Origin of the sequence: Burkholderia sp. BCC1972, from assembly GCF_905339605.1 — a bacterium.
In the GTDB taxonomy this organism is placed as follows: Bacteria; Pseudomonadota; Gammaproteobacteria; order Burkholderiales; family Burkholderiaceae; genus Burkholderia.
The window spans coordinates 16,689-38,675 of sequence record NZ_CAJPGH010000026.1 but is presented as its reverse complement, the minus strand read 5'-3'; the positions used below and the strand labels follow the sequence as shown (position 1 = coordinate 38,675).

Genomic DNA, 21,987 nt, shown 5'->3' with positions numbered 1-21,987 from the left:
CTATGCGCGCACACCAGAAGTTCAAAGTGGCGCAAATTATTTCAAGGGTTTAAGCCGGTTGGAAAAAACCCATCCCTCAACGGTATCCCCTGACCGCGTCACATACATCACGGATGCAAACTCCCTATATTCGGAGTAAGCCGTGACAGAATCGCCGGGGATGATGAATACACCAGGTATCTTGCACGATGGATTCGGTGCTGAATAAAACTGAAGGCGACCGGTCCCAATAACACTCATCATTGGGCGATGCAGTTCGCCCGATGACTGGGTATCGGGCAAGTAATACTGAACACCCTGCTGTTCGGCTTTATGCGACGCAGCCTCGCTGCAGTCTGCGGCCGTGGCAGCGATAGCATGATGCGACGCAAAAACCATCGCAGTCACCAAAATCAGGGATTTATTTTTCACAATCCTTACCCGCCAAAATGTCAATGGCGGGAAGAATATCACCCAAATTATGACGGAGACACCGAGCCGCCCGGCGCGGGCGTCGCCGGCACCGCTGACTTTGCACCCGTGTTCTGTGTCTCGGCCGTGGCCGCGGGATTCACCTGGTTGTCGCGCGGCGGCAGCTTCGTCGCCTGTGTTCTCACGATGGTCACCTGCTTCAGCGTCGCCGTGACCATCAGCGCAGCACTCGACTTCCGATCGGTGACGGTCGACAGCCCCTGAATCAGCATGTTCGAGTACTTCCGGCGCGTCGTGACGACGTCAAACCGTTCGCGGCTCGCCTGCAGCTTCAACAGCTGGCTGTAGATCGCGTCGACGTACGTGCCGGTCGCCATCGTGTTCGCGCCCGTCGGATCGAACGAGACGACCGCCGCGCCGAGCAGCGCCGAGTAGTCGGCGTTGCTCCAGCCGCATTTGATGATGAGCTCACGCGGCCGCATGTACGCATGGTCGTTGATCGGGGCGCCGTCCTCGACCGGCTGCTCGGTGATCATGAGGTTGTCGCTGTACACCTCCTCGACGATGGCCGAGATCGTGATGCTGCCGATCTTCTTGCTGCCGACCAGCGTGACATCGAGGACGTCAGAGATGCTCGTCATCCTCCCAGCCCTCCCGCATATCGGATCGTCTCGTTCGCCACGTTCTGCTGCTCGCGCGCGACTGACCGGGCCGTCGCATCAGGGTCGGCAGTTCCGCGCACCTCGATCCTTACATCCTGCTTTACCTCGATGTGCGTCTGGCGATCGCGATCGCCGGGCGAAAGCGGCGTCCACTGCGAACCCTGCAGCATGTCACCCATGATCTTCTTCAGCTTGCTTCCGTACTTCGGATCGGTCGCATACACACCGGTCAGCGCGTCGGCGAAAGCGAACGGATCATCGAGATGCGTGCGCGCCTTCGAATATGGCTTTCCCTTCGCGAGCAAGTTTGCATGCGCGGTGAACGCGTCGGCCATCGAGTCGTAGTCTGCGAAGCGTTGGACCATCCGAACGCGCTTCCCGTTGATCACCTCGTGGGTGACAACATCGGTGCCGGCCTCACCCTTTCGTGCCTTGATGCCGAAGGGGTTGTTCTTCCCCGACATCTTTTTGCCCCAGCCACTTTCCTGCACCCATTGCGCGAACGTGACGAGCGCAGGAATGCCCGATCGAGCCTCCGACTCCTTCGATGCGGCGATCGCATCGGCAATACGCTGCGCGACGTTGTTCGGCGGTGCACTCGCAGCGGCCGGCTGCCCGGCGGCTACCGGTGGTGATGCACGTTGCGCCGGCGCAGGGGATGCTGGCGCGGCCGACGGAGCTGCTGCGGCTGCTGGCTTTGCGTCTGGCGTCGGCGCATCAATCGTCGGCCCGAGCGCCTGCCGCCGCTTCAGCTCTTCGTCCTCGCCCTGGTTCAGGCCCTCGCTGTGGAACAGCAATCCGAGTGCACCGGCCCGTCCGAGGAGGCGACCACCCCACGGCAACAAGCGGGAAAGCAAACCAGCGCGCCCCGCGGCAGCGGCGCCTGCGGCAGCAGCACCCGCGCCCGTCGCCCCGGCCCCTGCGGCCGCCGTTGCAGCTGTCTCAGCAGCGGCAGCCGCTGCCGTCGTCGCGGCCTTCTCGACACCCACGCCAAGCGCTCTGCCGACTGCCGCTTGCACGGCCTTTTGCGCGCCCATGTACGTGAGCAGGCCACCGCCGAGCGCGGCGCCAGTCTCGATACCGAAGGTGCCGACTGTACCGAACGTCCCTTCCAAGCCGCTCTGCATGTGGCGCAGCGCGCTCATCAGGCTGTGGCCGCCATTGTTCGCCGTATCGACGCCGCTTTTTACGTAGTCGCCCTTCGCCCGGTCATACGACTGTTGGTACACCCCATCACGCATACCCAGCATGTAGTTCTCGTCGATGCCGAGCTGCTGCGCGTACTGGGCACCTAACCACGCCGGCTTCTTCGCCATCGCCTTGCCGATGTCGTTGACGATGTCGACGGTGTCGCGCAGTTGCCCATTCGCGTCGCGTGTCTGCACGCCAAGCGAGCCGATGTAGCTCTCGCCGGACGGATTGTTGCGCATGAATCGCGCGACATTCTCGATGCTGCTCTGCGCCTGGTCGGCGGACACGCCAACGTCCTGCGCAGCGTTGGCGACCGCCTTCAGGCTGCTCGCTGCGGAATTTGTCCGGCGGGCTGCGAAGTGCAGGTTCTCCAGCTTCTGGGCGAAATCGACCGTGCGCGCCGCCACGAAGGCCGTCGCACCAACGAAAGCGGCCGCCATCGTGACGGCCGACTTGCCGGCCTTGACCTGCGCCTTGTCGAGTTCCTCGGTCTTCTTCGTCGCCCCCTCGACGCCGTCCCGGAATTTCTTCTCCTGATCGACGTCGATCTTGAAGCCCAGTCCGACCAGAAACTCGCGAATGACGGACGATTCAGCCATGCTTCTGTTCCTGTCTGCGGCGCGCGGCCGCCTCGTTATCCGCCCGGACGGAGAGGTAATCGTTCATCAGCGCGACGTCAGCCAGGTCGAGAGTTCCGTCCTTCAGCGACTCGAACCGGCACATCTGTGCATGCACGGGCGCGAGCAGCCAGTCCTCGCCGCCGGGCAGCGTCTTCACCCAGCTGGTGTCGCCTCGCTCGGGCTGCTCGCCAGACCGGTAAGCAGCCCTTGAATAAAAGGCCCGAGGTTCTCCATGATCACGTAGCCGGTGAGCGTCAGCATCGTGCCCATGTCGATGTCGTCGAACATGCAGACGTCTTGCGTCGGCGACCAGACGCGGGCCCAGACAGCGCCGTGATGTCGCTCGACGACGCGCATGCACGCGCCGACGACGTATTCCGCGTCGTCGTCTTTCATCCGCGACAGCGCATCCATCACCGGCTCGATCGACGACGCGAGCAGTTTCAGGTTCTTCGTGAGCGGCACGTCGGACGACTGCATGTCAAGGTACGACCGGATCAGCGGAGGCAACACGGTTGCGATGCGGCGGCTCACATGGAACTGCTGCATGGCGCTCATCTTGCCGAGCTGGTACCGCTGACCGCCAACTTCCTTTTCAGTTGCCATATTCAATACGTCCCAAGGATGCCGTCGATCTTGATAGAGTCGAAGACCCATTCAAGGATGTCACCGTCCTTCGCGTACTTGATGTCCGGCACCTTCTTGAATGCGCAGCTACGCGCAGTGTGGAGATCTCCTGCGGCCGACTGCCCGACCTCGATCAGGTTCTTGCCCCAGAGCGCGCTCGACAGCGACTGCGCGTCGTACATCGCCATCAGCTTCGCGTTGATCGGCGCCGTCTTCAGATAGCGCAGCGTGACCTGCCCGGACTTGTCGGCGTGCAAGCTATGCATGCCCTCGCCGTCCGAGCCGATCGTCATGGTGTTCTTGTCGCCAGCGCGAGCGATCGTGATGCCCTCCTCGGCGGTCGCTTCGCCATACCCGAGAGAGAATGATCCCGTCGGCCCGACGATCGTCGCCGTGACGTCCTGAAAGCTGTAAGTCGCCATGTTCGTATTCCCCTTTTACCGGTTGACGGTGAGTGCGATGTCGACGTCGCCGATCGCTCCCGCCTCTTTCGCCGCGACCTGGAACGAAACGGACTTGCGCGCCTCGCGGTCCGCCTGCGATTGCGACGAGATCGGCGGTGCATAGACGTAGTAGCCCTTCGACAGCGTCTGCCCCTGCACGATTGCGCCGAAGCCGGCCGAGTTCCACACGCCGGGCGCGAGGTAACCGTTCGTCACAGCCTGATCGCACACCGAGGAAATCGCGCCGGCGATCAGCGCGTTGCCCGCGTCCGTTTGCGGGATCTTCGTCGGGCTCTGGTATTGCAGGTTGTAGACCGCCGTCTGGACCGCGTTCTTGAACCAGATCGCGTTGTAGATCGAGTCGACGAAGATGCCGCTCGGCGTGACGCCGTACTGCACGATCGCGGTGTTGTTCTGGTATGCGGCGAACACGTTGCAGTTCTTCGCCTGCAGCGCGTTGGCCTGCGACGTCGACAGCGCCTCGGCGACGATGCCCGGCTCCTGCTTGTAGTCCATCGTGATCGTCGTGCTGTTGCCGTTGAAATCGACGGTCAGCAGGCGGCCGAGGAATGAGCTGATCGCGTACGGGCTCGCGCTCGAGTACTGGATCACCGAGTACTGGTAGTTGAGCGCCTTCAGGCGGCTCGCGAGATCGGTGGTCACGGTCGAGTCCAGCGCCTGCGGGTTCTGGGTCGTGATCCCGTAGATATGCGCCTGATCGGCCTCGATCATCGCCGCAACCGCGACATGCTGATCGTCGGTCACCGCCGCGTCAGCAATTTCGAGACCGAGGAACTGGTTCGCGAAGCGGTCGAGGAAGATCGCGACCGCGGCCGTCGGCTGCTCGGCCGATATCCCGTTCACCGGTGCCGACGCGAGTGCGCTCGTCAGGCCGAGCATCGCGGAAACGTCGGTGCCGGCGCCGGGCGCGGTCGCATAGCTGACCGTCGACGCCGCGACGCCGCCGGCGAGCGTGGCGCCAGACAGCGTGATCGCGGCGCTCGATTTCGCGAGCGTGATCGCGTTGCCAGCATTGCCCACTGCGATCGCGGTGACGGTCGTGATGGCACCGGTCGTCGCGTAGCTGCATTGCGACAGGTTGGCGTCCGTCGAAGCGGCGAGGAACGCCTGCAGGTTGGCCGCCGTGGCCGCCGCGCTGGCGCCGATCAGCACCTGGCTACCGGTCGGCGCGGCCGCGACGAAAGTCACGGCGGTGCCGTTGATGGTGACCGTATCATTCGCGGCCGGGTTCGCGGTCAGCGTGATCGTGCCGCTCGCGACCGCGCCGATCCCGCTCGACTTGCTCGTCACCTGGAACTGGCTACCGGTCCACACGACCGTCGCATACGACGCGAGCGCCGCCTGCACGATCGATGCCACGCCGTTCAGGTTCGACGCGGCCGAGAAGTTCAGCGCGGACACGTTGCGCGCGGTGCCGTCGATCGTGATGTTGAACGCGCCGTTCGTGATTGCCTGCCATTGCGCGAGCGCCTGCTGCGCCGCCGAGAGCACGCCGCCGCGCAGCAAGCCCGACGTCGCCGTCTTCGCCCAGCGGCCGATGCATACACTCTGCGGCTTCGGCGTCTGGCCGAAGTACAGCGCGGCAGCGGAGTACTCCGGCGCCGCGGTGCCGTAGTCTGCCGCCACGTCGGTGATCCCAGCATACGGGCGCATCCGCTCGTTCGTGTCGATCACCGTTGATGCGCCCAGAATGAGCGCGGTGTTCAGGTTCGCGCCCTGCGCCGCGAGCGCCGCGAGGCTGAGCGTCACGTTGATGCGCCGCGATACCGGCAGTCCGTTGGACATGCTGATCCCCTACAAGTTGACGTTTATGGTGGATGTGACCGGCGGCGACGCGTCTGTCGTCGTCGACGCCTGCACGGACTTCAGGTTCAGGACCGCGTACGTGCGCGTGACCTTACGGCGCAGCTTCACGGTCATGTCGTACCGCCGCACCCATTGCTGATTGACCAGGTCCGGCGCCGCGCGAATCTCGGAAACGTTCACGAACGCCATGTCGAGCAGCTGGAGCTGCTCGCGGTTCTGCGGGAGCGCCAGGCCGTCGGCGAGGCGCTGCGCGTAGCCCTTGGCCGCCGGCCCGTAGAATGTGCAGAGCACTTCAAGATCCTGGTGGCGGATGTAGGTGTCGCTGCCCTCGTTCGCGCCGTTGTGCACAATCGCGGGGCTCGCGTCCGGCGTCTGGGTCTGGATCCCGAACGCGCACCAGTTGATGCCTGGCTCGGGCTGCTTCGCGACGACCGGCTGCCAGCGCGGCCGCACGAGGTCAGGAGGGAGCGCCGTGACACCCGCGATCAGGTCGTGCACCAGGTCGTCTAAGGCGTCGTCCTCGTCCGGCGGCATATCGACGGCTGGCGCCAGGTATCCGCCGGTCGAGCTGTCGTTCATGGGTTCATCCGGAGAGCGGTTTCAGGTCGCACGTCGCGCAGTCGATGCGATCGCGGACGCTCTGCGCGAGAGTGATGCCGACCGCGTCGTCTACGTCGGCGAGAACGAACCGGTCTCGATAGATTGTGACGGGATCGCCGACGAGGTGATCGAGCGAATCGAAGAACAAGCCTATGAACAGGTCGGTGATGTCGCCGATACGGTCGGCCCATTCGACAGCGTGCGGAAACAGCCGCTTATCGATTCGATCAGGCGATGGGTGGACCAGCATGCGGATATCAGCTGCTGGAGTGTGCAAAAGATCAAGGGCTACGGACCGGGTGCGCCAGAGTATGACCAGGCACGCGCCCGTCTCGCAACCGAAGGGAGTGACCATGTCTGACACAATCCGCGTCGTCACACTGACGGACGAGCAAATTCTCGAAATCGGCTACAAGCATTTCAAGCCGGGGCACAACGTCAAAGCAGAATCGAGCTTCGTTGCGGCAGTTCGCGACGTCCTCACAGCATCCGTTGCCGAGCTGGCCTTGTTCGTCAACGACGTCGCGAAGCAAACTCCGGAGAAACCTGATCACTGGAGTGCGTGCGGCCAGTGCGAGCGCAACATCGATCGCGCGCAGTATTTGCTAGAAGCCGGTGCCACCTATGCCGGCGAGACGGCGGCGGACGGATGGGTGCGGGTCTCTGATCGATTGCCGCCATTGGGACGCGACGTTCTCGTTGCCATCGAGTTCTTCGGCCCTGGCGACTGGCGAATCAAGGTCGGAGCGCTCAACGACCGAGGCCAATGGTGTGTTTTCGGTGGCTCGTGGACACCCACCCACTGGATGCTGGTGCCGCCGAGCCCCGGAGTTGTCACTTGTCGCGCCCCCGCGGCGGCAGACGCTCGGGAGGGGCTGACGGACGAGCAGATCGACATGATCGCAAACGACGGTCATCGGAACGCTGCCGGCGGCATCTATGCGACGAGCATTTACGATTTTGCACGCGCTTGTGTTGCCGCCACCCATCCGGGCCAGTCGAAGCCGCTCGACATGCAGCTGTTCTGCCCGAAGTGCGGTGTGCAGCACATCGACCATGCAGAGCCGGCCGTCGAACACGAACACGGTGCAGTGGAATTCGATGCGTGGGACAACCCTCCGCATCGATCCCACCTCTGCCACACGTGCGGGACGATCTGGCGCCCGGCCGACGTACCGACAAACGGCGTCGCAGCGATCGAAACGCGCGGGAAAGCCGACACGTGGAACGGGCAGCCGGAGCCGCGCGCCGAGGTAACGGATGCCGACATTGTCACCGCCTGTGACGCGCACGGGATCACCCTCCCCGTCGAAGCGCTCGAAGCAGCAACCGCGCTCGTCAATCACTTCGCTGCCCGCGCATGAGGCGCCGCATGCTGACCGACGTCGAAGTGTTCGCGATCCGCGCGGCCGACCTGCCTGATCACCTGCGCGAGAAGCTGTATCCCGAGCTGACGACGCGCTGCGAGTACTGCGACGGCACGGGCGACGTGCACGACGCGACCGGCGAATGGCGAGGCGTTTGCACTGCATGCATCGTGGCAGGAGAGGCATCATGACCTACGTCCGCGACCAAACCCCCGAAGAGCTTCGTGCACACATGAAAAGGTTGCAGGCCATGAGCGGATGGCACGATCCTCTCGCGGATCGATTGTATGAGGAGGTGCAGAAATTGGAGCGCGACGTCCAAGCCGCTCGCCTGATCGCTCCAGGCACCGACCAGTGGCAACCGATCTCCAGCGCGCCGGACAATGTTCTCGTCGTCGTGTTTTGGCTCGACAGCGAAGACGAGAAGAACCCCGAGCGATACGACTTCGACTACATCGAGGAAGGCGGTTGGGTGAAGTGGAACGATCACTACGAATGGGCGCATTCCGTCGCGCTGGCCGGCAGCCGGCTGCCGCGCGAGCAACCGCCCTACACGCATTGGAAAGCGCTCGGCCTGCCCGGGCGTAATGTCGACCAGTCAGTCGGACCGAAGAGCTAGACAACGACCATGTCAATGGCCGACGTCAGGTTTTTCAAGTAGCTCGAATAGCTGCTCGATCGTGGCATTCGGCATGCACTGGCTGAGCGCACCGAAAACCACCTTGTCGTAAATCACTTGCCCCTCCGGGGTGTCCACCGCAACCCCGTTGGCCGCTGCAATGGCCTCAACGAGTGTGGTGGCTGCTTCAAGTACTGCGTGGGCTTCCGCCTTGGTGATCGTCGTTTTCATCCCCGCGTTATCGGCAGCCACGTCTCAAACTTGAGTCCGCGCGAGCGATCGACCGTCGCGGCTCGACCATCTAAAAAATCCGGAGAAATCGAAGCATGTCGACGTCGACACCCAACCTGTGGACGACTGGCGAGGCGCGCCTGCTCGAACGCCTGTATCCGTCCCCCATCCCGTCCAAGGCTCTGTACGCAGCGTTTCCCCGTCATTCGCGTAAGTCAGTCCAGACCTTCGCCGCCCGGGTGCTCAAAGTCAAGCGCGCGAAGCGCGACTACAAGTCGCGCGCGACGCCGGCGTGGGACAGAATGCGCGCCATTCTCGAGCGTGAGCAGCTATCGGTTCGCGAGCTGGTGAAGCGCTGCGGCGTGTCGCAGCAGCGCATCAGTGAGCTGCTGACAATTCACCGCACCGAAGTGCATATCGTCGACTGGATTCCGCCAGTCGGTCGAGCGCAGTGGCGCGCTGTTTGGGCTGTCGGCAACGCGCCCGACGTGCCCTGTCCGGCCGCTATCAAAACTGTCGCGGCTCGCGCGGCACGCAGCGCCATGAAGCGCAATCCGTTCCTCACCGCGGCTGGACTCGTGATGATCCCTGTCGGCGAGCGCGGCCGGATCGTCCAGCAATCCATGGACGTGGACGATGAGGAGCTTGCCGCATGAGCACGCGAACCATCATCGAGATCAACCACGACTTTCTGCAGCGGCTGCTCGACGATCCTGTCGAGCTCGCCGTCACGCTGCGCTCGGTCTGCAGCGATCACCAGGCCGAGTTGAACGACGACAACGGACGCGGGCGGCCGCTCGACCTTGGCGGCGGCATCCGCATCGTCTATCGCCGCCACTACAGCGAGGACGCGCGCTTCGTCACTAAATACGTGGACATCGACCTATGAGCGAGAACAGCAAAATCGAGTGGTGCGACCACACCTTCAACCCGTGGGAAGGCTGCCAGAAGGTCGGCCCGGGCTGCGATCACTGCTACGCCGAGACGCGTAACGCGCGATTCGGCGGCGGCGCCGCCGTGAACTGGGGGCCCGGTGCGCCGCGCCGCCGCACGTCGCCGGCGAACTGGCTCAAGCCGCTCGCATGGCAAGCCGCGCACGCCGAGTTCTTCGCCGCGCACGGCCGGCGCCAGCGCGTGTTCTGCGCGTCGCTCGCGGACGTGTTCGACAACGCTGTCGATCCGGCGTGGCGCGCGGACCTGTTCACGCTGATTGAGCGCACGCCGAACCTTGACTGGCTCCTGCTGACGAAGCGGATCGGAAACGTCATGTCGATGGTCGGAGAAGCCGCTCAATACCAATTCGATCTCGATCGCATCGAGAAACCGCGATTGCACGACAACATCTGGCTCGGCGCGACGATCGTCAACCAGGAGGAAGCCGACCGTGACATACCGAAGCTGCTCGCGGTGCCGGCGCGCGTGCGCTTTCTATCCATGGAGCCGCTTCTCGGGCCGGTGGATCTGACGCGCGTCATGCGGTCTTCACCCAATACCGATTGGTCCTACTGCGACGACGTGCTGCGCGGCTTCCGCGCGCACAAATGTGGCGGCCATATATCGCCAGAGAACGCAGTCAACTGGGTGATCGTCGGAGGCGAAAGCGGCCCTGGCGCGCGGCCTATGCACCCTGAATGGGCGCGCGATCTGCGTGACCAGTGCGCGGCTGCCGGTGTCCCGTTCCTGTTCAAGCAATGGGGGGAATGGGCGCCGGGCGAAAACTGTGGTGGCCCGCCGACGCGTACCGAGCGCGTCGCTGATTGGTTCGGGGGCGAATGGTCGTTCAGCACGCTTACGCCCGGCGCGCATGACGGCCTGACCTATGACGACGAGCCGACCCTTTACCGCATCGGCAAGAAGACCGCCGGCCGTCACCTCGACGGCCGCACGCACGACGCATTCCCGGAGGCACGATGAAATCAGAATTCAAGATTGTGCGCCCCGACGACATCCCGATGACGCTCACCATGACGATGACGCTCGGCGAGTGGAAGAAGCTGCAGGAGCAGCTCGCGACCACATATCCGTCATGGAAGTTGTCGTCCAACATCGGGGCAATGGTGCGCCTCGCGACTACAACGTTCGCCGAGACGAAGGAGCTCGACCTATGATTGAACGTCAGATTCCATTCAGCGCTCCGATGGTCCGAGCCGTCATCGGATACTACAAGCGACAGACGCGACGCGTCGTGCGCGGCCAAGCGCTCGACTGGCTCAATTCAGCGAGCTTCACACCTGCCTACGTCGCGTTGCCTTCCAACGGGTTCAGTCCGTACGGATATGCAGGAGATCATCTCTGGGTGCGAGAAGCATGGCGAACGACCGGCGACGATGGTCGATGCGATGACATGCCGCCGCGCGACCTGCAACCGCACCGAGTCTGGTACGAGGCTGATGGCCGCGCGCCGGCCGCTGAATGCGTCGGCAAATATCGACCGTCCATGTTCATGCCTCGCTGGGCGTCTCGCATCACTCTGGAGGTAACCGGCGTGCGCATCGAGCGCCTACAGGCGATCAACGATGCCGATGCGCTGGCCGAGGGAATTTTCCCGCCCGGTATGGAGTTCGTCGTCGGCACGCCGCGCGATGGTTTCCGCAATCTCTGGGACAGCCTCAATGCCGCGCGCGGGCATGGTTGGGACTCGAACCTATGGGTATGGGTCGTCGAATTTGGAAGGATCGAATTATGAACATTCGACTGATGAGCGAACAGGACCTGATCGACGTGACGGGGAAGAAGCGTCACAGCTCACAAGTTTCCTGGTTTAAGCTGCACTTTGGGTTGACTCCCGTGCAGAGCGCCGACGGCCGGATCATCATCACGTGGTCGGCCTTTGAAGGGCTGCAGGCCAAGCGCGCCGGAATCGGATTGCCTGCGTCAGGCGGTGGCGAGCGCCCGCAGCTCGTTCCGCTTCGGAGGGCAGCTTGAACGCAAGGCGTAGAAAGAAGGATGTGCCGTGGCCGCGCCGGGTGTACGTCCGGTCCGGCACGTTCTGGTGGGTACGCCCTACCGACGAACAGTGGATCAAGCTCTGTCGCGTTGAAGATGGCGAGACACAGATGCTCGAGCGTCTCGCCGAAGAGAAGCGCAAGATCGAAATCGATCCCAACGCCGGCAACATGCCGCGCCTGGTCGACATCTATATGGACACGCACGAATCGAAGTATGCCGAGTCGTTCCGCGTTGAATGGCGCCGGCGCGGTAAGGAAGTCAAAACCGCATTCGGTCGCTTCGATATCCAGCAGGTCGACGCCGGCGCGATCTACGACTTCCTGCACGACAACTGGGGCGACAAGCTGCCGACGTTTCAGGCGATGCATGCGTGGCTGTCCAAGTTTTTCGCCTGGGCGACAGTGAAACGGTACGCCACGTCGAACCCATGCCGGGAGATCGAGGTGAAGAAGCCGAAGAAGCGCACCGTGCTGATCCCAAGCGATCACTTCATGGCGATACGCGAGGCGTTAGGGGTTTACACCTACGAGAAGCAGATCAAAGGCGTGAAGCGCACGATCACGGCGAAGGTGCCAACTGGCCCGATGATGCAGGTGTTCGTCGACCTCTGCTACCTGACGATCCAGCGCTCGACCGAGATCCGCGAACTGCTCTGGAAACAAGATCAGGCCGACCCGTTCGGCTGCAGCTGGGTGGACGAGAAAGCGGGCGTCATCCATTTTGTGCCGTCGAAGACCGAGGACAGCAGCGGAGAAACGGTCGACTGGCCGATCACGCCCGAGATTCAGGCCGTGCTCATGCGTGCGAAGGCGCTCGCGCCGACGTTTGGCCAACGGTATGTGGTGCGCGACGAGAACGGCGAGCCGAAGACCGACGCAGCCTGCCGGGACGCCTGGCGCGATGCGAAGCGCCGGGCCGGCCTTGCGAAGATGCCCTACACGATCAAGGATATTCGGGCCAAGGCAATGACCGACGCGAAGCGCGCCGGCTACGACATCGAGGCGTTGCAGATCGCCGGCGCGCACGCTGATCGGGCCACGACCGAGATCTATCTGAAGTCGCGCGACGTGCCGGTTTCGACGGTCAGGCTAGCGCTGCCGGCCGCCTGATATTGGAAGTCTTCCAAATGCGCTCTCCGACACGCCGAGGTAGAAAAGAGAAAGCCCGCGTAACCTATTGATTACGCGGGCTTAATTTGGTCGGGGCGAGAGGATTTGAACCTCCGACCACCTGCACCCCATGCAGGTACGCTACCAGGCTGCGCTACGCCCCGAAAGAAAAAAATTATAACAGACAGTTTCCCGATTTAGAACGGGTCGCATGCATTTTGTGGATGTTCTTGTGAAATTTTTTGGCGTGGCCGCACCGATGCATGTGCGAGTGCGCATGGCGGTACGCCCTGCGCGCCAACCGCCTGATCGTTACATCGCATTCACCGCTTGCGCGCGACACAGATGACCGTCAATCCTGCGACGCGATTGAAGCGGAACATCGGCAACTCGATGCGACAGATCGTCTTGAGCAGGCCGTTGACGAGCGGATGGTGACGGCGCAGTTGCGATGCCGGCTCGCGCGGCTGCCGACGCGCCCGCTCGCCGAGCCGCAACGCGGCCGCCAGCGGAAACGTGAGACCGAAGTAATAGGCGCCGTGCTCGACATCGAGCCCCGCGCGACGCACCACATCCTCGAGACTGCCGAGCGTATAGCGACGCTTGTGCTCGAGAAAATCGTCATGGCCGCTCCAGAGGAACTGGAATGCGGGCACCGTGATCAGGAACCGGCTGCCCGAAGGCGCGCCCTTCACGTACTGCGTCAGCAGCCCGACGTCGTCGTCGACATGCTCGAGCACGTCCATCAGCAACACGAGATCGGCATCGAACCGTTCGACGGATCGTCGAAAGTGGATGGGCTTGCCGGCCGTCTCCTCGTCGGTGTCGCCGGCGTAGCTCGTATCGACACACCATGCTTCCGATGCCTGCGTGCGCTCCAGCAAGTGCTTCGAGAAAAAGCCGGAGCCCGCCCCGACGTCGAGGATCCGGTTCGCGCCCGCCCCGCCCAGGAACCGCCGGATCGCGCTCGCCTTCGACGCGTAGTACCAGTGATCGCCTACCGCCGCACCCAGTACGTCGACTTCCTTGAGATCCATGGCGCTTCCCCGTGATGGCTACCGTGTTGTGATCGAACCAGCCACTGACACCGATCTTACCTCGCCGTCAACACCGATCGTATCCGTTGATGCACGGCCCGCGCCGCCCTCCCCACATACGCCCCTAATCGAAAAGGACGATGGCCGATTCACCGTAAATCGCTACCGTGCGGTTAGCCGGCGCGAGATCGACACGCCCGGCGAACCGTCCGACTGCACGCCGATCGATCCGGCCCGCCCGGCTTTGCCGCGTTGCGCGAGACAGGAGGCGGCTTCGGTCACGCGGCGGTCGCGACGTCTTGTAACCGTCTTCGACAAAGGGCATTGAATGCATCAGAACAACGAAATCTCCCGTCGACAATTTCTCCGGCTCAGCGCCGGCACCATAGGCGTCGCGCTGGGGAGCGCGTCGCTGCTGTCGGCATGCGGCGGCGACTCGATCTCGGTCGCGCCGGTCACGACGCCGCGGCTGGCCTCCGCAGCGAACTTTCGCGACACGGCCGGCCCGGACGGCACCGGCTATGTCACGACCGGCGGCGCGAAGATGAAGAAAGGCGTGATCTATCGGTCGTCGGCGCTCGCGCTGTCCAGCGCCGACGTCGCGACCGTCGGCACGCTCGGCATCAAGCAGATCTACGACCTGCGCACGCCCGCCGAAATCAAGACGCAACCGGATGTGATGCTCGCCGGCGCCACCTGGCAAAACCTCAACGTGCTCGGCGCCGCCAGCATCGACCCATTGCCGACCAGCGGCGCGACAGCGACCGCTTTCATGCTGAGCATGTACCGCGCGTTCGTGACGTCGGACACCGCACGTGCGAGCTATCACGCGCTGTTCACCGGTTTCGCCGGCACGGATGAAAACCGGGTGTTCCACTGTACGGCCGGCAAGGATCGCACCGGCTGGGCAACCGCCATCCTGCACACGATCATCGGCGTCCCGCAGCACACGATCGTCGACGACTACCTGCTGACCAATGTCTACAGCGCGGCAGAAATCGCCGCCTCCATCGCCCAGGCCCAAAAAGCCGGCGGCCAGAATGCCGCGGACATGATGACCGCGCTGCAAGGCGCGCACGCCGACTATCTGCAGGCGGCATTCGATCAGGTCACGGCGTCGTACGGGTCGATGACGTCGTATATCGAGAACGGCCTGCAACTCGACCCGGCCACGCAGAACGCGATCCGGCAGCGCCTGCTGGTCTGACCGGCCGCCGCCTCGCCCATCCGGGCAAACCCGCGCCGGCCAAGGCTCGCGACGGATTTGCCCGGCCCCGCAAAAGGCGCCGGCCGACACGAGGCAAAAACCAAACGACCGTTTGATCCAATCGCCCGATCACCGCGAATCCATTGTCCCGCAGCCCGTCGGCGCCGCGGCCCCGGGCGCCCGTTGTTTGGTAACGCCGCTCTAGCGCGCTATGACACACTGCACGGCATCGACGTTCGCGCCGTGCAGTGGCGCGCGCCGCCGTCGATCACGACAAGACATGGAGACAGACGATGCGGAATGCGGTCCGGCGCGGCCATCGCTCGCCTTTGGCAATTTTCAACTGGATGTCCGGCCGGCGACGCGCGGCCGCCCCGATGTCGCACACCGCGTCCCGCGTGTTCGGCTGCGGCGCGCTTGCGCTCGCGCTGCTCTGCGCCGGCTGTGCGGAATCGGCCGCGCAGCGCGACGGCAATACGCCGGTCGCATCGACGAAGATCGAACGCACCAAGGCCGAACGCCTCGCGCGCGAGCAGCAGGTCGCGCGCACCGTGCCGTCGGTCGCGTCGCTCAGCCTCACGCAGCCACGCCCGTTCACGCTGCGCGACTCGGGCCAGAACGGCGCGATGACGTTCCTGCGCGATGTCGATTTCCGCATCGTCAACAACCTCGGTTTCTTCATCCATCAGCTGTCGGCCACGCTCGTGCCGACGCAGGCCGGCGCGCCGATCGTGTTCGACGATCCGACGAGCTTCCAGATCGACGTCCACGAAGGCACGGTCACGCTCGACAACGCGAAGCTGACCGCCCTCTTCAACACCTATATCTTCGGTTATCGCAACGCACCGCTGCGCAAGCTGGCCGTCTCGGCCGGCGACGGCGTGATCCATCTGCAAGGCGAGATGCAGCGCGACGGCTGGGTGCCGTTCTCGCTGACCGGCACGCTCGCGATCCGCGACGGCAGCCAGCTCGTATTCCACCCGACCGGCGTGCGCGTGTCGGGCATCAACGCACAGCCGGTGATGCGCGCGGCCAACGTGAAGATGGCCGACCTGCTGAAGGTGCAGACCCCGATCGCGCAGCTCGCCGGCGACGATCTCGTGATGGCGGTCGACAAGCTGATGCCGCCGCCGCGCCTGAAACTCACGATCACCGCACTGCGCGTGACGCCGGCCGGCCTCGACCTGAAGCTCGACGACGGCACGCATGCCGGCTTCGCGATGCCCGCGAACGCGCCGCAGCAGGCGATGTACATCCGCGGCGGCGACGTGAAGTTCATGCGCTCGATGCCGATGAACGCGGACATCCTGATCGGTCCGGTCGATCCGACGAAGCGCGACCAGACGTTCGTGTTCGACCTGTATCACTATCGCGACCAGGTGTCGGCCGGCTACTTCAATTTCGACGAAAGCGGTGCGATGGCGATCCGGATGCCTTCGTACACGGGCCCCGCCAGCGGCGCACTGCTCGGCAACGCGACCGCGCGCCTGAACGACAGCTTCCTCGCCGCGCAGCAGACTGCGCTGCGCGACGTGCGCCAGCACTGGGAAGCCTATGCGCTCGCGGCAGACGCGGTGCATCCCGGCATGCAGAAGGTCGCGATGCGGCGCACGTCGACCACGACGTTCAATGAACGGCACGTGTCGAACCGCAATCCGACGATCCATCTGCGTAACGTCGACTTCAACCTGTCCGGCGACATCGGCTTCCATGTCGAGGATCTCGACGTCGAACTCGTGTCGAAGCGGCCCGGCGAACCCGTCGATCTCGACGATCCGAACCAGTACGACATCCGCATTCTCGGCGGCACGGTCGTCGAGTCGTGGAAGGCGATGTCGGCGCTGTTCAACAGCTACCTGCTCGACTACTCGCCGCGATCGCTGAACGACCTGCAACTGAGCGCGGACGGCCAGGACCTGCGCGTCCAGGGCGGCATCAAGCTCTGGAATCACGTGCCGGGCGTCTGGCTGCCGACCGACATGAAGGGCTCGCTGACGGTGCTCGACGACCGGCACCTCGCGTTCAAGCCTGCGCAGGTGTCGGTGCTCGGCATTCCGCAGGCGAAGCTCCTGCGCTCGCTCGGCATCGAGCTCGCGTCGCTGACGCCGCTGCAGCGGCGCGGCGCGGAACTGCGCGGCGACACGCTCGTGCTCGACCAGTACACCGTGTTCCCGCCGCCGATACTGAACGGCAAGCTCGGGCAGGCCACGGTCGAGCGCGACGGGTTGCGCCTCACGTTCCGGCGCGCCGCCGGCGCGCCCGCACCGAAGCGGCCGCAGATCGACGCACCGAGCTACATGTGGATGGAAGGCGGCGACATGAAGATGTTCAACGTGCTCGAACTGAACGTGCGCGCACTGATCCGCAATTCGGCCGAGGCCGGCCCGATGCGCTTCGACCTGTACGGCTACCGCAGCCAGGTCGCGCAGGGTTCGGTGCGGATGTTGCCGGACGGCACGCTGGTCGTCGACATGGGCCGGAAGAATCCGCTCGCGTCGCGCTGATGCGCATGTGCGGCGCCCGTGAAAAAAGCCCGGTGGCGTGTCGCCAACCGGGCTTTTCCTTTGATCTCGTTCGCGCTGGGCGCTTAGTCGTGCTTCAGTCCGTCGATCACGTCGAGCAGAGCCTGTCGCAGCGCGACGACGTCGACGGTGGTGCCGGGCTTGCCCGGTACGCGCGCATCGGCGGCCTGCAGCTCGGGTTCGACCGGCTCCGCCGCGGCCCGCTCGCTACCCGGCGAATCGAGCCGGTTTCGCGCACCGTTGATCGTGAATCCCTGCTCGTAGAGCAACTCGCGAATCCGCCGGATCAGCAGCACTTCGTGATGCTGGTAATAGCGACGATTGCCGCGCCGCTTCACCGGACGCAGCTGAGTGAATTCCTGTTCCCAATAACGCAGCACATGCGGCTTGACCCCGCACAGTTCGCTGACTTCACCGATCGTGAAGTAGCGCTTCGCGGGAATCGGAGGCAAGACGACTTTCTCAACCGTAGTGGTCATCGTCGGTTAACCGTCGGTAAAGGGTGCGCGGCGGCCGCGCGGAGACTGCTGCGTGCGGCGCTTACTCGGTGCCGTTTTCGACCAGCGCCTTCAGCTTCTGGCTCGCGTGGAAGGTTACCACCCGGCGCGCCGCGATCGGAATCGCCTCGCCCGTCTTCGGATTGCGGCCCGGACGCTGCGGCTTGTCGCGCAACTGGAAATTGCCGAATCCCGACAGCTTGACGCTCTCGCCGTTTTCGAGCGCGTCGCGGATCACCTCGAAAAACGCCTCGACCATGTCCTTCGCTTCACGCTTGTTCAGCCCGACGCTGTCGAACAGCAACTCCGCCAGCTCCGCCTTCGTCAGCGTGGGCGTCTCGGGGGACGCCGCCGCCGAAGCGTCGCGGTTCATGGCGCTGCGTTGCGCCGTCAGGAGGGCTTCGAATTCACTCGAGGTCATGTCGTTCATATCTGCCATACAGCGCGTTAAATCAAAACTTACGATGGGAAAAAGCCGCCCGCGAACGGGCGGGCCTTCTCCTTAGCCGCGCAGGCGCGCACCGGCACGAGCCATCCGCTCGACCAGCGTCTGGATCGCCTGATCGACGACCTCGTCCTGTAGCGTGCCAGCCGCGTCCTGCAGCGTCACACGGAACGCAAGGCTCTTCTCGTGCGCGGCAAGACCACCGGAAGTATTTGATTTTGCACGAAATTCGTCGAAGAGTACAACCTTCTGAACGAATCGGCAGGCCTCTTCTGCAAGCGCCTTCTTCATTTCGTCGAAAAGTGCCTGAACCTCGACTGCCTGATCGACGACCACGGCGATATCGCGACGGACCGGCGGGAATTTCGACACGTCGGTCGGTGCCGGCAGCGCCCGTGCAATCAGCGCGTCCGCATCGATCTCGAACATCACCGGCGCGTGCGGCAGCTCGTACTTCTGCATCAGGCGCGGGTGCAGCTCGCCGATCCAGCCGACCGCGCGGCCATCGACCTCGATGCGTGCGCTGCGGCCCGGATGGAGGGCCGGATGCTCTGCCTTCACGAAGCGTGCGGCCGCCGGCGCCAGCAGCGCCTCGAGATCGCCCTTCACGTCGAAGAAATCGACCGCGCGGGTAGCGACGCCCCACTGCTCGTCGACTGCCGGACCGTATGCCAGCGCACCGACCCGCTTCGGCTGCGCATGACCTTCGACCGCCAGCTCGCCGGCCTTCACCGACGCATCGGCGAGGAACACGCGGCCCGATTCGAACACGCGCACGCGATCGGCCCGGCGGTTCAGGTTGTGGCGCAGCACGGCGATCAGGCTGCCGAACAGCGTCGTGCGCATCACCGAAAGCTGGCTCGCGATCGGGTTCAGCAACCGGATCGGGTTGTCGTTGCCCGCGAAATCGTGCTCCCACTCCGCATCGACGAAGCTGAAGTTGACGGTTTCCGCGTAGTCACGCGCGGCGAGCGCGTGACGGATGTCGTGGATCGAGCGCCGCGTCTCGTTGGTCGCGCGCATTTCGCTCGTCGCAACCGGCGGACGCGCCGGAATCTTTTCGAAACCGTAGATGCGCGCCACTTCCTCGATCAGGTCTTCCTCGATCTCGATGTCGAAGCGATGCGACGGCGGCGTGACGAGGAACGCGTCGTCTTCACGCTCGAACGACAGGCCGAGGCGCGTGAAGATGCTGGCGATCTCGTCGGCGCTGATCTTCACGCCGATGATGCGGTTCGCGCGCGACACGCGCATCTTCACCGGCGCGCGCTGCGGCAGGTTCACCGACTGGTCGTCGACCGGGCCGGCCTTGCCGCCGCAGATCTCGAGAATCAGCTGCGTGATACGCTCGACGTGCTCGACGGTCGTCGCGTAATCGACGCCGCGCTCGAAGCGATGGGCCGCGTCGGTCGAGAAGTTGTACTTGCGCGCACGGCCACGGATGCTGTCCGGCCACCAGAACGCGGCTTCGAGATAGATGTTGGTCGTGTCGAGCGTGACGGCCGTGCTGTCGCCGCCCATGATGCCGGCCAGGCTCTCGACCTGACGGTCGTCCGCAATCACGCCGACCGTTTCGTCGAGTTCGACGGTGTTGCCGTTGAGCAGCTTCAGCGATTCGCCGCGCTTGCCCCAGCGCACCTCGATGCCGCCGTGGATCTTTTCGAGATCGAACACGTGCGACGGGCGGCCGAGTTCGAACATCACGTAGTTCGAGATGTCGACGAGCGCGGACACGCTGCGCTGGCCCGACCGCTCGAGGCGCTCGACCATCCACTGCGGCGTCTTCGCGTGTGCGTTCACGCCGCGGATCACGCGACCCGAGAAGCGGCCGCACAGATCGGGCGCGGCGATGCGCACCGGCAGCGTTTCGTCGAGCTCGACGCGCACCGGGCGGATGTCGACCGGCGTCAGCGGCGCGCCGGTGATCGCGGACGTCTCGCGCGCGATGCCGAACACGGACAGGCAGTCGGCCTTGTTCGGCGTCAGCTTGATTTCGAAGATCGTGTCGTCGAGATTGAGCGTCTCGCGGATGTCCTGACCGACCGGCGTGTCTTCCGGCAGGATCAGCAGGCCGCTGTGGTCCTCGGACAGCTTCAGTTCGCGTGCCGAGCACAGCATCCCCTGGCTTTCCACGCCGCGCAGCTTCGACAGCTTGATCGCGAACGGCTTGCCGCCCTCTTCCGCCGGCGGCAGTTCCGCGCCGACCAATGCAACCGGCACCTTGATGCCGGGCGCGACGTTCGGCGCGCCGCAGACGATGTTCAGCGTCGCGCCGGTGCCGGCGTCGACCTGGCAGACATTGAGCTTGTCCGCATCCGGATGCTTGACGACTTCGAGCACGCGGCCGACGACGATCTTCGACGTCGGCGGCGCAGCCTTGCTCAGCGATTCGACTTCGAGCCCCGCCATCGTCAGCGCGTGCGACAGCTCGTCGGTCGTCAGCTGCGGGTCGACAAAGGTTCTCAACCAGGATTCAGGGAATTGCATGGATGTCTACGTTCGAAACAGGTTAGATCGACGCCCGGGCCCCTCGGAAACGTCCGTCGGGGCGTGCGCGGGCACAGGTCGGCGCGGCGAGCGGCGTTATGCGAACTGGCGCAGGAAACGCAGGTCGTTCTCGAAGAACAGCCGGAGATCCTGGACGCCGTAGCGCAACATCGTCAGGCGCTCGAGGCCGCTGCCGAACGCGAAGCCGATGTAGCGCTCGGGATCGAGGCCCATGTTGCGAATCACGGTCGGATGCACCTGCCCCGAACCGGAAATCTCGAGCCACTTGCCGGCGTTCTTGCCTTGCTCGAACATCATGTCGATCTCGGCCGACGGTTCCGTGAACGGGAAATACGACGGACGGAAGCGCACGAGGATGTCGTCGCGCTCGAAGAATTTTTTCAGGAAGTCGGTATAGACGCCCTTGAGGTCGGCGAAGCTGATGTTTTCGTCGATCCACAGCCCCTCGACCTGATTGAACATCGGCGAGTGGGTCGCATCGCTGTCGACGCGATACGTGCGGCCCGGCGCGATCACCTTGATCGGCGGACGGTTCATGCGCGCATAACGCACCTGCATCGGGCTCGTGTGCGTGCGCAGCAGCAGCTGGCGACCGTCGGCATCCTTGCCTTCGACGTAGAAGGTGTCCTGCATCGAACGCGCCGGATGGTTCTCCGGGCTGTTCAGCGACGTGAAGTTGTACCAGTCGGTCTCGATTTCGGGGCCGTCGGCCACATCGAAACCGATCGAGCCGAAAATCTGTTCGACCCGCTCCCACGTGCGCATCACGGGGTGCAGGCTGCCTGCACCGGCGCCGCGGCCCGGCAACGTGACGTCGATCGCTTCGGCAGTGAGGCGCTGATTCAGCAGCGCGTCGGCCAGTGCCTGGCGACGGGCGGTCAGCGCGGCTTCAACCTGCTGCTTCACGACGTTGATGCGTGCGCCTTCGGTCTTGCGTGTTTCGGGATCGAGCTTGCCGAGGCCCTTCAGCAACTCGGTCAGCGCACCCGACTTGCCGAGAAACCGTGCTTTCTCGTTTTCGAGCGTGGTGATGTCGGCAGCCTGTTCGAAGGACTGCTGCGCGTCGGCGACAATCTGGTCCAGATCCATAGATCCCATCATTTCCAACGTCATTC

Annotated in this window: 26 protein-coding genes and 1 tRNA gene; 13 read left to right on the top strand and 14 right to left on the bottom strand. The window is 64.1% G+C overall.

All coding sequences use genetic code 11. The features are described from left to right. Nucleotides 1–458 precede the first annotated feature (458 nt). Genes U5798_RS29100 through U5798_RS29070 form a run of 7 tightly spaced genes read right to left on the bottom strand, consistent with a single transcriptional unit; the run spans nucleotide 459 to nucleotide 6,360 of the window. Nucleotides 459–1,052, bottom strand: a complete 594-nt coding sequence (locus tag U5798_RS29100) for a phage baseplate protein (RefSeq protein WP_322083968.1) — start codon at nucleotides 1,050–1,052, stop codon at nucleotides 459–461. Continuing rightward, entirely contained in the window at nucleotides 1,049–2,863 is a 1,815-nt protein-coding gene (locus U5798_RS29095; RefSeq protein ID WP_322083967.1) for a glycoside hydrolase family 73 protein, read from the bottom strand. Before U5798_RS29095 ends, U5798_RS29100 begins: the two co-directional genes overlap by 4 nt. Beyond that, complete coding sequence (locus U5798_RS29090) at nucleotides 2,856–3,041, bottom strand: DUF6889 family protein (RefSeq protein WP_322083966.1); 186 nt, start codon at nucleotides 3,039–3,041, stop codon at nucleotides 2,856–2,858. Before U5798_RS29090 ends, U5798_RS29095 begins: the two co-directional genes overlap by 8 nt. Beyond that, nucleotides 3,038–3,490 carry a phage tail assembly chaperone gene (locus tag U5798_RS29085; protein WP_212136996.1) on the bottom strand — a complete coding sequence of 151 codons (453 nt, stop codon included), beginning with the start codon at nucleotides 3,488–3,490 and terminating at the stop codon, nucleotides 3,038–3,040. The genes U5798_RS29090 and U5798_RS29085 overlap by 4 nt, the downstream gene beginning before the upstream one ends. Nucleotides 3,491–3,492: 2 nt before the next feature. Beyond that, nucleotides 3,493–3,933 carry a phage protein gene (locus tag U5798_RS29080; RefSeq protein ID WP_212136994.1) on the bottom strand — a complete coding sequence of 147 codons (441 nt, stop codon included), beginning with the start codon at nucleotides 3,931–3,933 and terminating at the stop codon, nucleotides 3,493–3,495. A gap of 15 nt (nucleotides 3,934–3,948) precedes the next feature. After that, the gene (locus U5798_RS29075) at nucleotides 3,949–5,760 is read right to left on the bottom strand and encodes a DUF3383 family protein (protein WP_322083965.1); all 1,812 of its coding nucleotides are present in this window, start codon (nucleotides 5,758–5,760) and stop codon (nucleotides 3,949–3,951) included. Nucleotides 5,761–5,769: 9 nt separating this feature from the next. Beyond that, the gene (locus tag U5798_RS29070) at nucleotides 5,770–6,360 is read right to left on the bottom strand and encodes an LIC_12616 family protein (protein WP_322083964.1); all 591 of its coding nucleotides are present in this window, start codon (nucleotides 6,358–6,360) and stop codon (nucleotides 5,770–5,772) included. On the opposite strand from U5798_RS29070, the gene U5798_RS29065 reads away from it, so the two are divergent. Genes U5798_RS29065 through U5798_RS29050 form a run of 4 tightly spaced genes read left to right on the top strand, consistent with a single transcriptional unit; the run spans nucleotide 6,359 to nucleotide 8,367 of the window. Next, the gene (locus U5798_RS29065; protein WP_322083963.1) at nucleotides 6,359–6,742 is read left to right on the top strand and encodes a hypothetical protein; all 384 of its coding nucleotides are present in this window, start codon (nucleotides 6,359–6,361) and stop codon (nucleotides 6,740–6,742) included. The genes U5798_RS29070 and U5798_RS29065 overlap by 2 nt on opposite strands. Continuing rightward, nucleotides 6,735–7,745 (top strand): DUF551 domain-containing protein, encoded by a 1,011-nt coding sequence (locus U5798_RS29060; protein WP_322083962.1) that lies wholly within the window; start codon nucleotides 6,735–6,737, stop codon nucleotides 7,743–7,745. The genes U5798_RS29065 and U5798_RS29060 overlap by 8 nt, the downstream gene beginning before the upstream one ends. An 8-nt stretch (nucleotides 7,746–7,753) precedes the next feature. Continuing rightward, nucleotides 7,754–7,939 (top strand): hypothetical protein, encoded by a 186-nt coding sequence (locus U5798_RS29055; protein WP_322083961.1) that lies wholly within the window; start codon nucleotides 7,754–7,756, stop codon nucleotides 7,937–7,939. Next, nucleotides 7,936–8,367, top strand: coding sequence for a hypothetical protein (locus U5798_RS29050; protein WP_322083960.1), 432 nt, complete (start codon nucleotides 7,936–7,938; stop codon nucleotides 8,365–8,367). Before U5798_RS29055 ends, U5798_RS29050 begins: the two co-directional genes overlap by 4 nt. A 12-nt stretch (nucleotides 8,368–8,379) precedes the next feature. On the opposite strand, the gene U5798_RS29045 is transcribed toward U5798_RS29050, so the two are convergent. After that, nucleotides 8,380–8,598 (bottom strand): hypothetical protein, encoded by a 219-nt coding sequence (locus U5798_RS29045; RefSeq protein ID WP_322083959.1) that lies wholly within the window; start codon nucleotides 8,596–8,598, stop codon nucleotides 8,380–8,382. 95 nt (nucleotides 8,599–8,693) lie between these two features. Between U5798_RS29045 and U5798_RS29040 the strand changes: the two genes are divergently transcribed. The 7 genes from U5798_RS29040 to U5798_RS29010 all read left to right on the top strand — a co-directional run bounded on the left by U5798_RS29040 (nucleotide 8,694) and on the right by U5798_RS29010 (nucleotide 12,656). Further along, complete coding sequence (locus U5798_RS29040; RefSeq protein WP_322083958.1) at nucleotides 8,694–9,254, top strand: hypothetical protein; 561 nt, start codon at nucleotides 8,694–8,696, stop codon at nucleotides 9,252–9,254. Beyond that, nucleotides 9,251–9,487 (top strand): hypothetical protein, encoded by a 237-nt coding sequence (locus U5798_RS29035; protein WP_322083957.1) that lies wholly within the window; start codon nucleotides 9,251–9,253, stop codon nucleotides 9,485–9,487. The genes U5798_RS29040 and U5798_RS29035 overlap by 4 nt, the downstream gene beginning before the upstream one ends. Beyond that, nucleotides 9,484–10,512 carry a phage Gp37/Gp68 family protein gene (locus U5798_RS29030; RefSeq protein WP_322083956.1) on the top strand — a complete coding sequence of 343 codons (1,029 nt, stop codon included), beginning with the start codon at nucleotides 9,484–9,486 and terminating at the stop codon, nucleotides 10,510–10,512. The genes U5798_RS29035 and U5798_RS29030 overlap by 4 nt, the downstream gene beginning before the upstream one ends. Continuing rightward, nucleotides 10,509–10,706, top strand: coding sequence for a hypothetical protein (locus tag U5798_RS29025; protein ID WP_322083955.1), 198 nt, complete (start codon nucleotides 10,509–10,511; stop codon nucleotides 10,704–10,706). Before U5798_RS29030 ends, U5798_RS29025 begins: the two co-directional genes overlap by 4 nt. After that, nucleotides 10,703–11,284, top strand: coding sequence for a hypothetical protein (locus U5798_RS29020; protein WP_322083954.1), 582 nt, complete (start codon nucleotides 10,703–10,705; stop codon nucleotides 11,282–11,284). Before U5798_RS29025 ends, U5798_RS29020 begins: the two co-directional genes overlap by 4 nt. Beyond that, nucleotides 11,281–11,523: a DUF4224 domain-containing protein gene (locus tag U5798_RS29015; RefSeq protein WP_322083953.1), complete on the top strand. Its 243-nt coding sequence runs from the start codon at nucleotides 11,281–11,283 to the stop codon at nucleotides 11,521–11,523. The genes U5798_RS29020 and U5798_RS29015 overlap by 4 nt, the downstream gene beginning before the upstream one ends. Nucleotides 11,524–11,654: 131 nt before the next feature. Continuing rightward, a complete protein-coding gene (locus U5798_RS29010; protein WP_322083952.1) occupies nucleotides 11,655–12,656 on the top strand; it encodes a tyrosine-type recombinase/integrase in 1,002 nt (333 codons plus the stop codon). An 87-nt stretch (nucleotides 12,657–12,743) separates the two neighbouring features. On the opposite strand, the gene U5798_RS29005 is transcribed toward U5798_RS29010, so the two are convergent. Beyond that, nucleotides 12,744–12,820: transfer RNA gene (locus U5798_RS29005), tRNA-Pro, on the bottom strand. A 159-nt stretch (nucleotides 12,821–12,979) separates the two neighbouring features. Next, entirely contained in the window at nucleotides 12,980–13,693 is a 714-nt protein-coding gene (locus tag U5798_RS29000; protein ID WP_322083951.1) for a class I SAM-dependent methyltransferase, read from the bottom strand. A 328-nt stretch (nucleotides 13,694–14,021) separates the two neighbouring features. Here U5798_RS29000 and U5798_RS28995 point away from each other — a divergent pair, with 328 nt between their 5' ends. Together U5798_RS28995 and U5798_RS28990 are read left to right on the top strand one after the other, a co-directional pair. Beyond that, the gene (locus U5798_RS28995; RefSeq protein ID WP_322083950.1) at nucleotides 14,022–14,900 is read left to right on the top strand and encodes a tyrosine-protein phosphatase; all 879 of its coding nucleotides are present in this window, start codon (nucleotides 14,022–14,024) and stop codon (nucleotides 14,898–14,900) included. Nucleotides 14,901–15,193: 293 nt separating this feature from the next. Continuing rightward, nucleotides 15,194–17,404: a hypothetical protein gene (locus U5798_RS28990; RefSeq protein WP_322083949.1), complete on the top strand. Its 2,211-nt coding sequence runs from the start codon at nucleotides 15,194–15,196 to the stop codon at nucleotides 17,402–17,404. Between the two features lie 83 nt (nucleotides 17,405–17,487). Here the strand turns inward: U5798_RS28990 and U5798_RS28985 are convergent, their stop codons facing one another. From U5798_RS28985 to pheS, 4 genes are all read right to left on the bottom strand, one after another. Next, nucleotides 17,488–17,901: a MerR family transcriptional regulator gene (locus U5798_RS28985; RefSeq protein WP_124454802.1), complete on the bottom strand. Its 414-nt coding sequence runs from the start codon at nucleotides 17,899–17,901 to the stop codon at nucleotides 17,488–17,490. Between the two features lie 61 nt (nucleotides 17,902–17,962). Continuing rightward, a complete protein-coding gene (locus U5798_RS28980; protein ID WP_124454800.1) occupies nucleotides 17,963–18,349 on the bottom strand; it encodes an integration host factor subunit alpha in 387 nt (128 codons plus the stop codon). Between the two features lie 72 nt (nucleotides 18,350–18,421). Then, nucleotides 18,422–20,851, bottom strand: a complete 2,430-nt coding sequence (pheT, locus tag U5798_RS28975; protein ID WP_322083948.1) for a phenylalanine--tRNA ligase subunit beta — start codon at nucleotides 20,849–20,851, stop codon at nucleotides 18,422–18,424. Between the two features lie 96 nt (nucleotides 20,852–20,947). Continuing rightward, a complete protein-coding gene (gene pheS, locus U5798_RS28970) occupies nucleotides 20,948–21,961 on the bottom strand; it encodes a phenylalanine--tRNA ligase subunit alpha (RefSeq protein ID WP_059234715.1) in 1,014 nt (337 codons plus the stop codon). Nucleotides 21,962–21,987: the final 26 nt, after the last annotated feature.

Excerpts from the sequence above, each read along its gene's own strand:
- U5798_RS28980 (WP_124454800.1), bottom strand. The coding sequence starts at position 18,349 with ATGAACGACATGACCTCGAGTGAATTCGAAGCCCTCCTGACGGCGCAA.
- U5798_RS29095 (WP_322083967.1), bottom strand. The coding sequence starts at position 2,863 with ATGGCTGAATCGTCCGTCATTCGCGAGTTTCTGGTCGGACTGGGCTTC.
- U5798_RS29100 (WP_322083968.1), bottom strand. The coding sequence starts at position 1,052 with ATGACGAGCATCTCTGACGTCCTCGATGTCACGCTGGTCGGCAGCAAG.
- U5798_RS28990 (WP_322083949.1), top strand. The coding sequence starts at position 15,194 with ATGCGGAATGCGGTCCGGCGCGGCCATCGCTCGCCTTTGGCAATTTTC.
- U5798_RS29045 (WP_322083959.1), bottom strand. The coding sequence starts at position 8,598 with ATGAAAACGACGATCACCAAGGCGGAAGCCCACGCAGTACTTGAAGCA.
- U5798_RS29065 (WP_322083963.1), top strand. The coding sequence starts at position 6,359 with ATGGGTTCATCCGGAGAGCGGTTTCAGGTCGCACGTCGCGCAGTCGAT.
- U5798_RS29015 (WP_322083953.1), top strand. The coding sequence starts at position 11,281 with ATGAACATTCGACTGATGAGCGAACAGGACCTGATCGACGTGACGGGG.
- pheT (WP_322083948.1), bottom strand. The coding sequence starts at position 20,851 with ATGCAATTCCCTGAATCCTGGTTGAGAACCTTTGTCGACCCGCAGCTG.
- U5798_RS29000 (WP_322083951.1), bottom strand. The coding sequence starts at position 13,693 with ATGGATCTCAAGGAAGTCGACGTACTGGGTGCGGCGGTAGGCGATCAC.
- U5798_RS29025 (WP_322083955.1), top strand. The coding sequence starts at position 10,509 with ATGAAATCAGAATTCAAGATTGTGCGCCCCGACGACATCCCGATGACG.
- U5798_RS29070 (WP_322083964.1), bottom strand. The coding sequence starts at position 6,360 with ATGAACGACAGCTCGACCGGCGGATACCTGGCGCCAGCCGTCGATATG.
- U5798_RS29035 (WP_322083957.1), top strand. The coding sequence starts at position 9,251 with ATGAGCACGCGAACCATCATCGAGATCAACCACGACTTTCTGCAGCGG.
- pheS (WP_059234715.1), bottom strand. The coding sequence starts at position 21,961 with ATGGATCTGGACCAGATTGTCGCCGACGCGCAGCAGTCCTTCGAACAG.
- U5798_RS28995 (WP_322083950.1), top strand. The coding sequence starts at position 14,022 with ATGCATCAGAACAACGAAATCTCCCGTCGACAATTTCTCCGGCTCAGC.
- U5798_RS29075 (WP_322083965.1), bottom strand. The coding sequence starts at position 5,760 with ATGTCCAACGGACTGCCGGTATCGCGGCGCATCAACGTGACGCTCAGC.
- U5798_RS29080 (WP_212136994.1), bottom strand. The coding sequence starts at position 3,933 with ATGGCGACTTACAGCTTTCAGGACGTCACGGCGACGATCGTCGGGCCG.
- U5798_RS29020 (WP_322083954.1), top strand. The coding sequence starts at position 10,703 with ATGATTGAACGTCAGATTCCATTCAGCGCTCCGATGGTCCGAGCCGTC.
- U5798_RS29010 (WP_322083952.1), top strand. The coding sequence starts at position 11,655 with ATGCTCGAGCGTCTCGCCGAAGAGAAGCGCAAGATCGAAATCGATCCC.
- U5798_RS29085 (WP_212136996.1), bottom strand. The coding sequence starts at position 3,490 with ATGGCAACTGAAAAGGAAGTTGGCGGTCAGCGGTACCAGCTCGGCAAG.
- U5798_RS29055 (WP_322083961.1), top strand. The coding sequence starts at position 7,754 with ATGCTGACCGACGTCGAAGTGTTCGCGATCCGCGCGGCCGACCTGCCT.
- U5798_RS29040 (WP_322083958.1), top strand. The coding sequence starts at position 8,694 with ATGTCGACGTCGACACCCAACCTGTGGACGACTGGCGAGGCGCGCCTG.
- U5798_RS29060 (WP_322083962.1), top strand. The coding sequence starts at position 6,735 with ATGTCTGACACAATCCGCGTCGTCACACTGACGGACGAGCAAATTCTC.
- U5798_RS29030 (WP_322083956.1), top strand. The coding sequence starts at position 9,484 with ATGAGCGAGAACAGCAAAATCGAGTGGTGCGACCACACCTTCAACCCG.
- U5798_RS28985 (WP_124454802.1), bottom strand. The coding sequence starts at position 17,901 with ATGACCACTACGGTTGAGAAAGTCGTCTTGCCTCCGATTCCCGCGAAG.
- U5798_RS29050 (WP_322083960.1), top strand. The coding sequence starts at position 7,936 with ATGACCTACGTCCGCGACCAAACCCCCGAAGAGCTTCGTGCACACATG.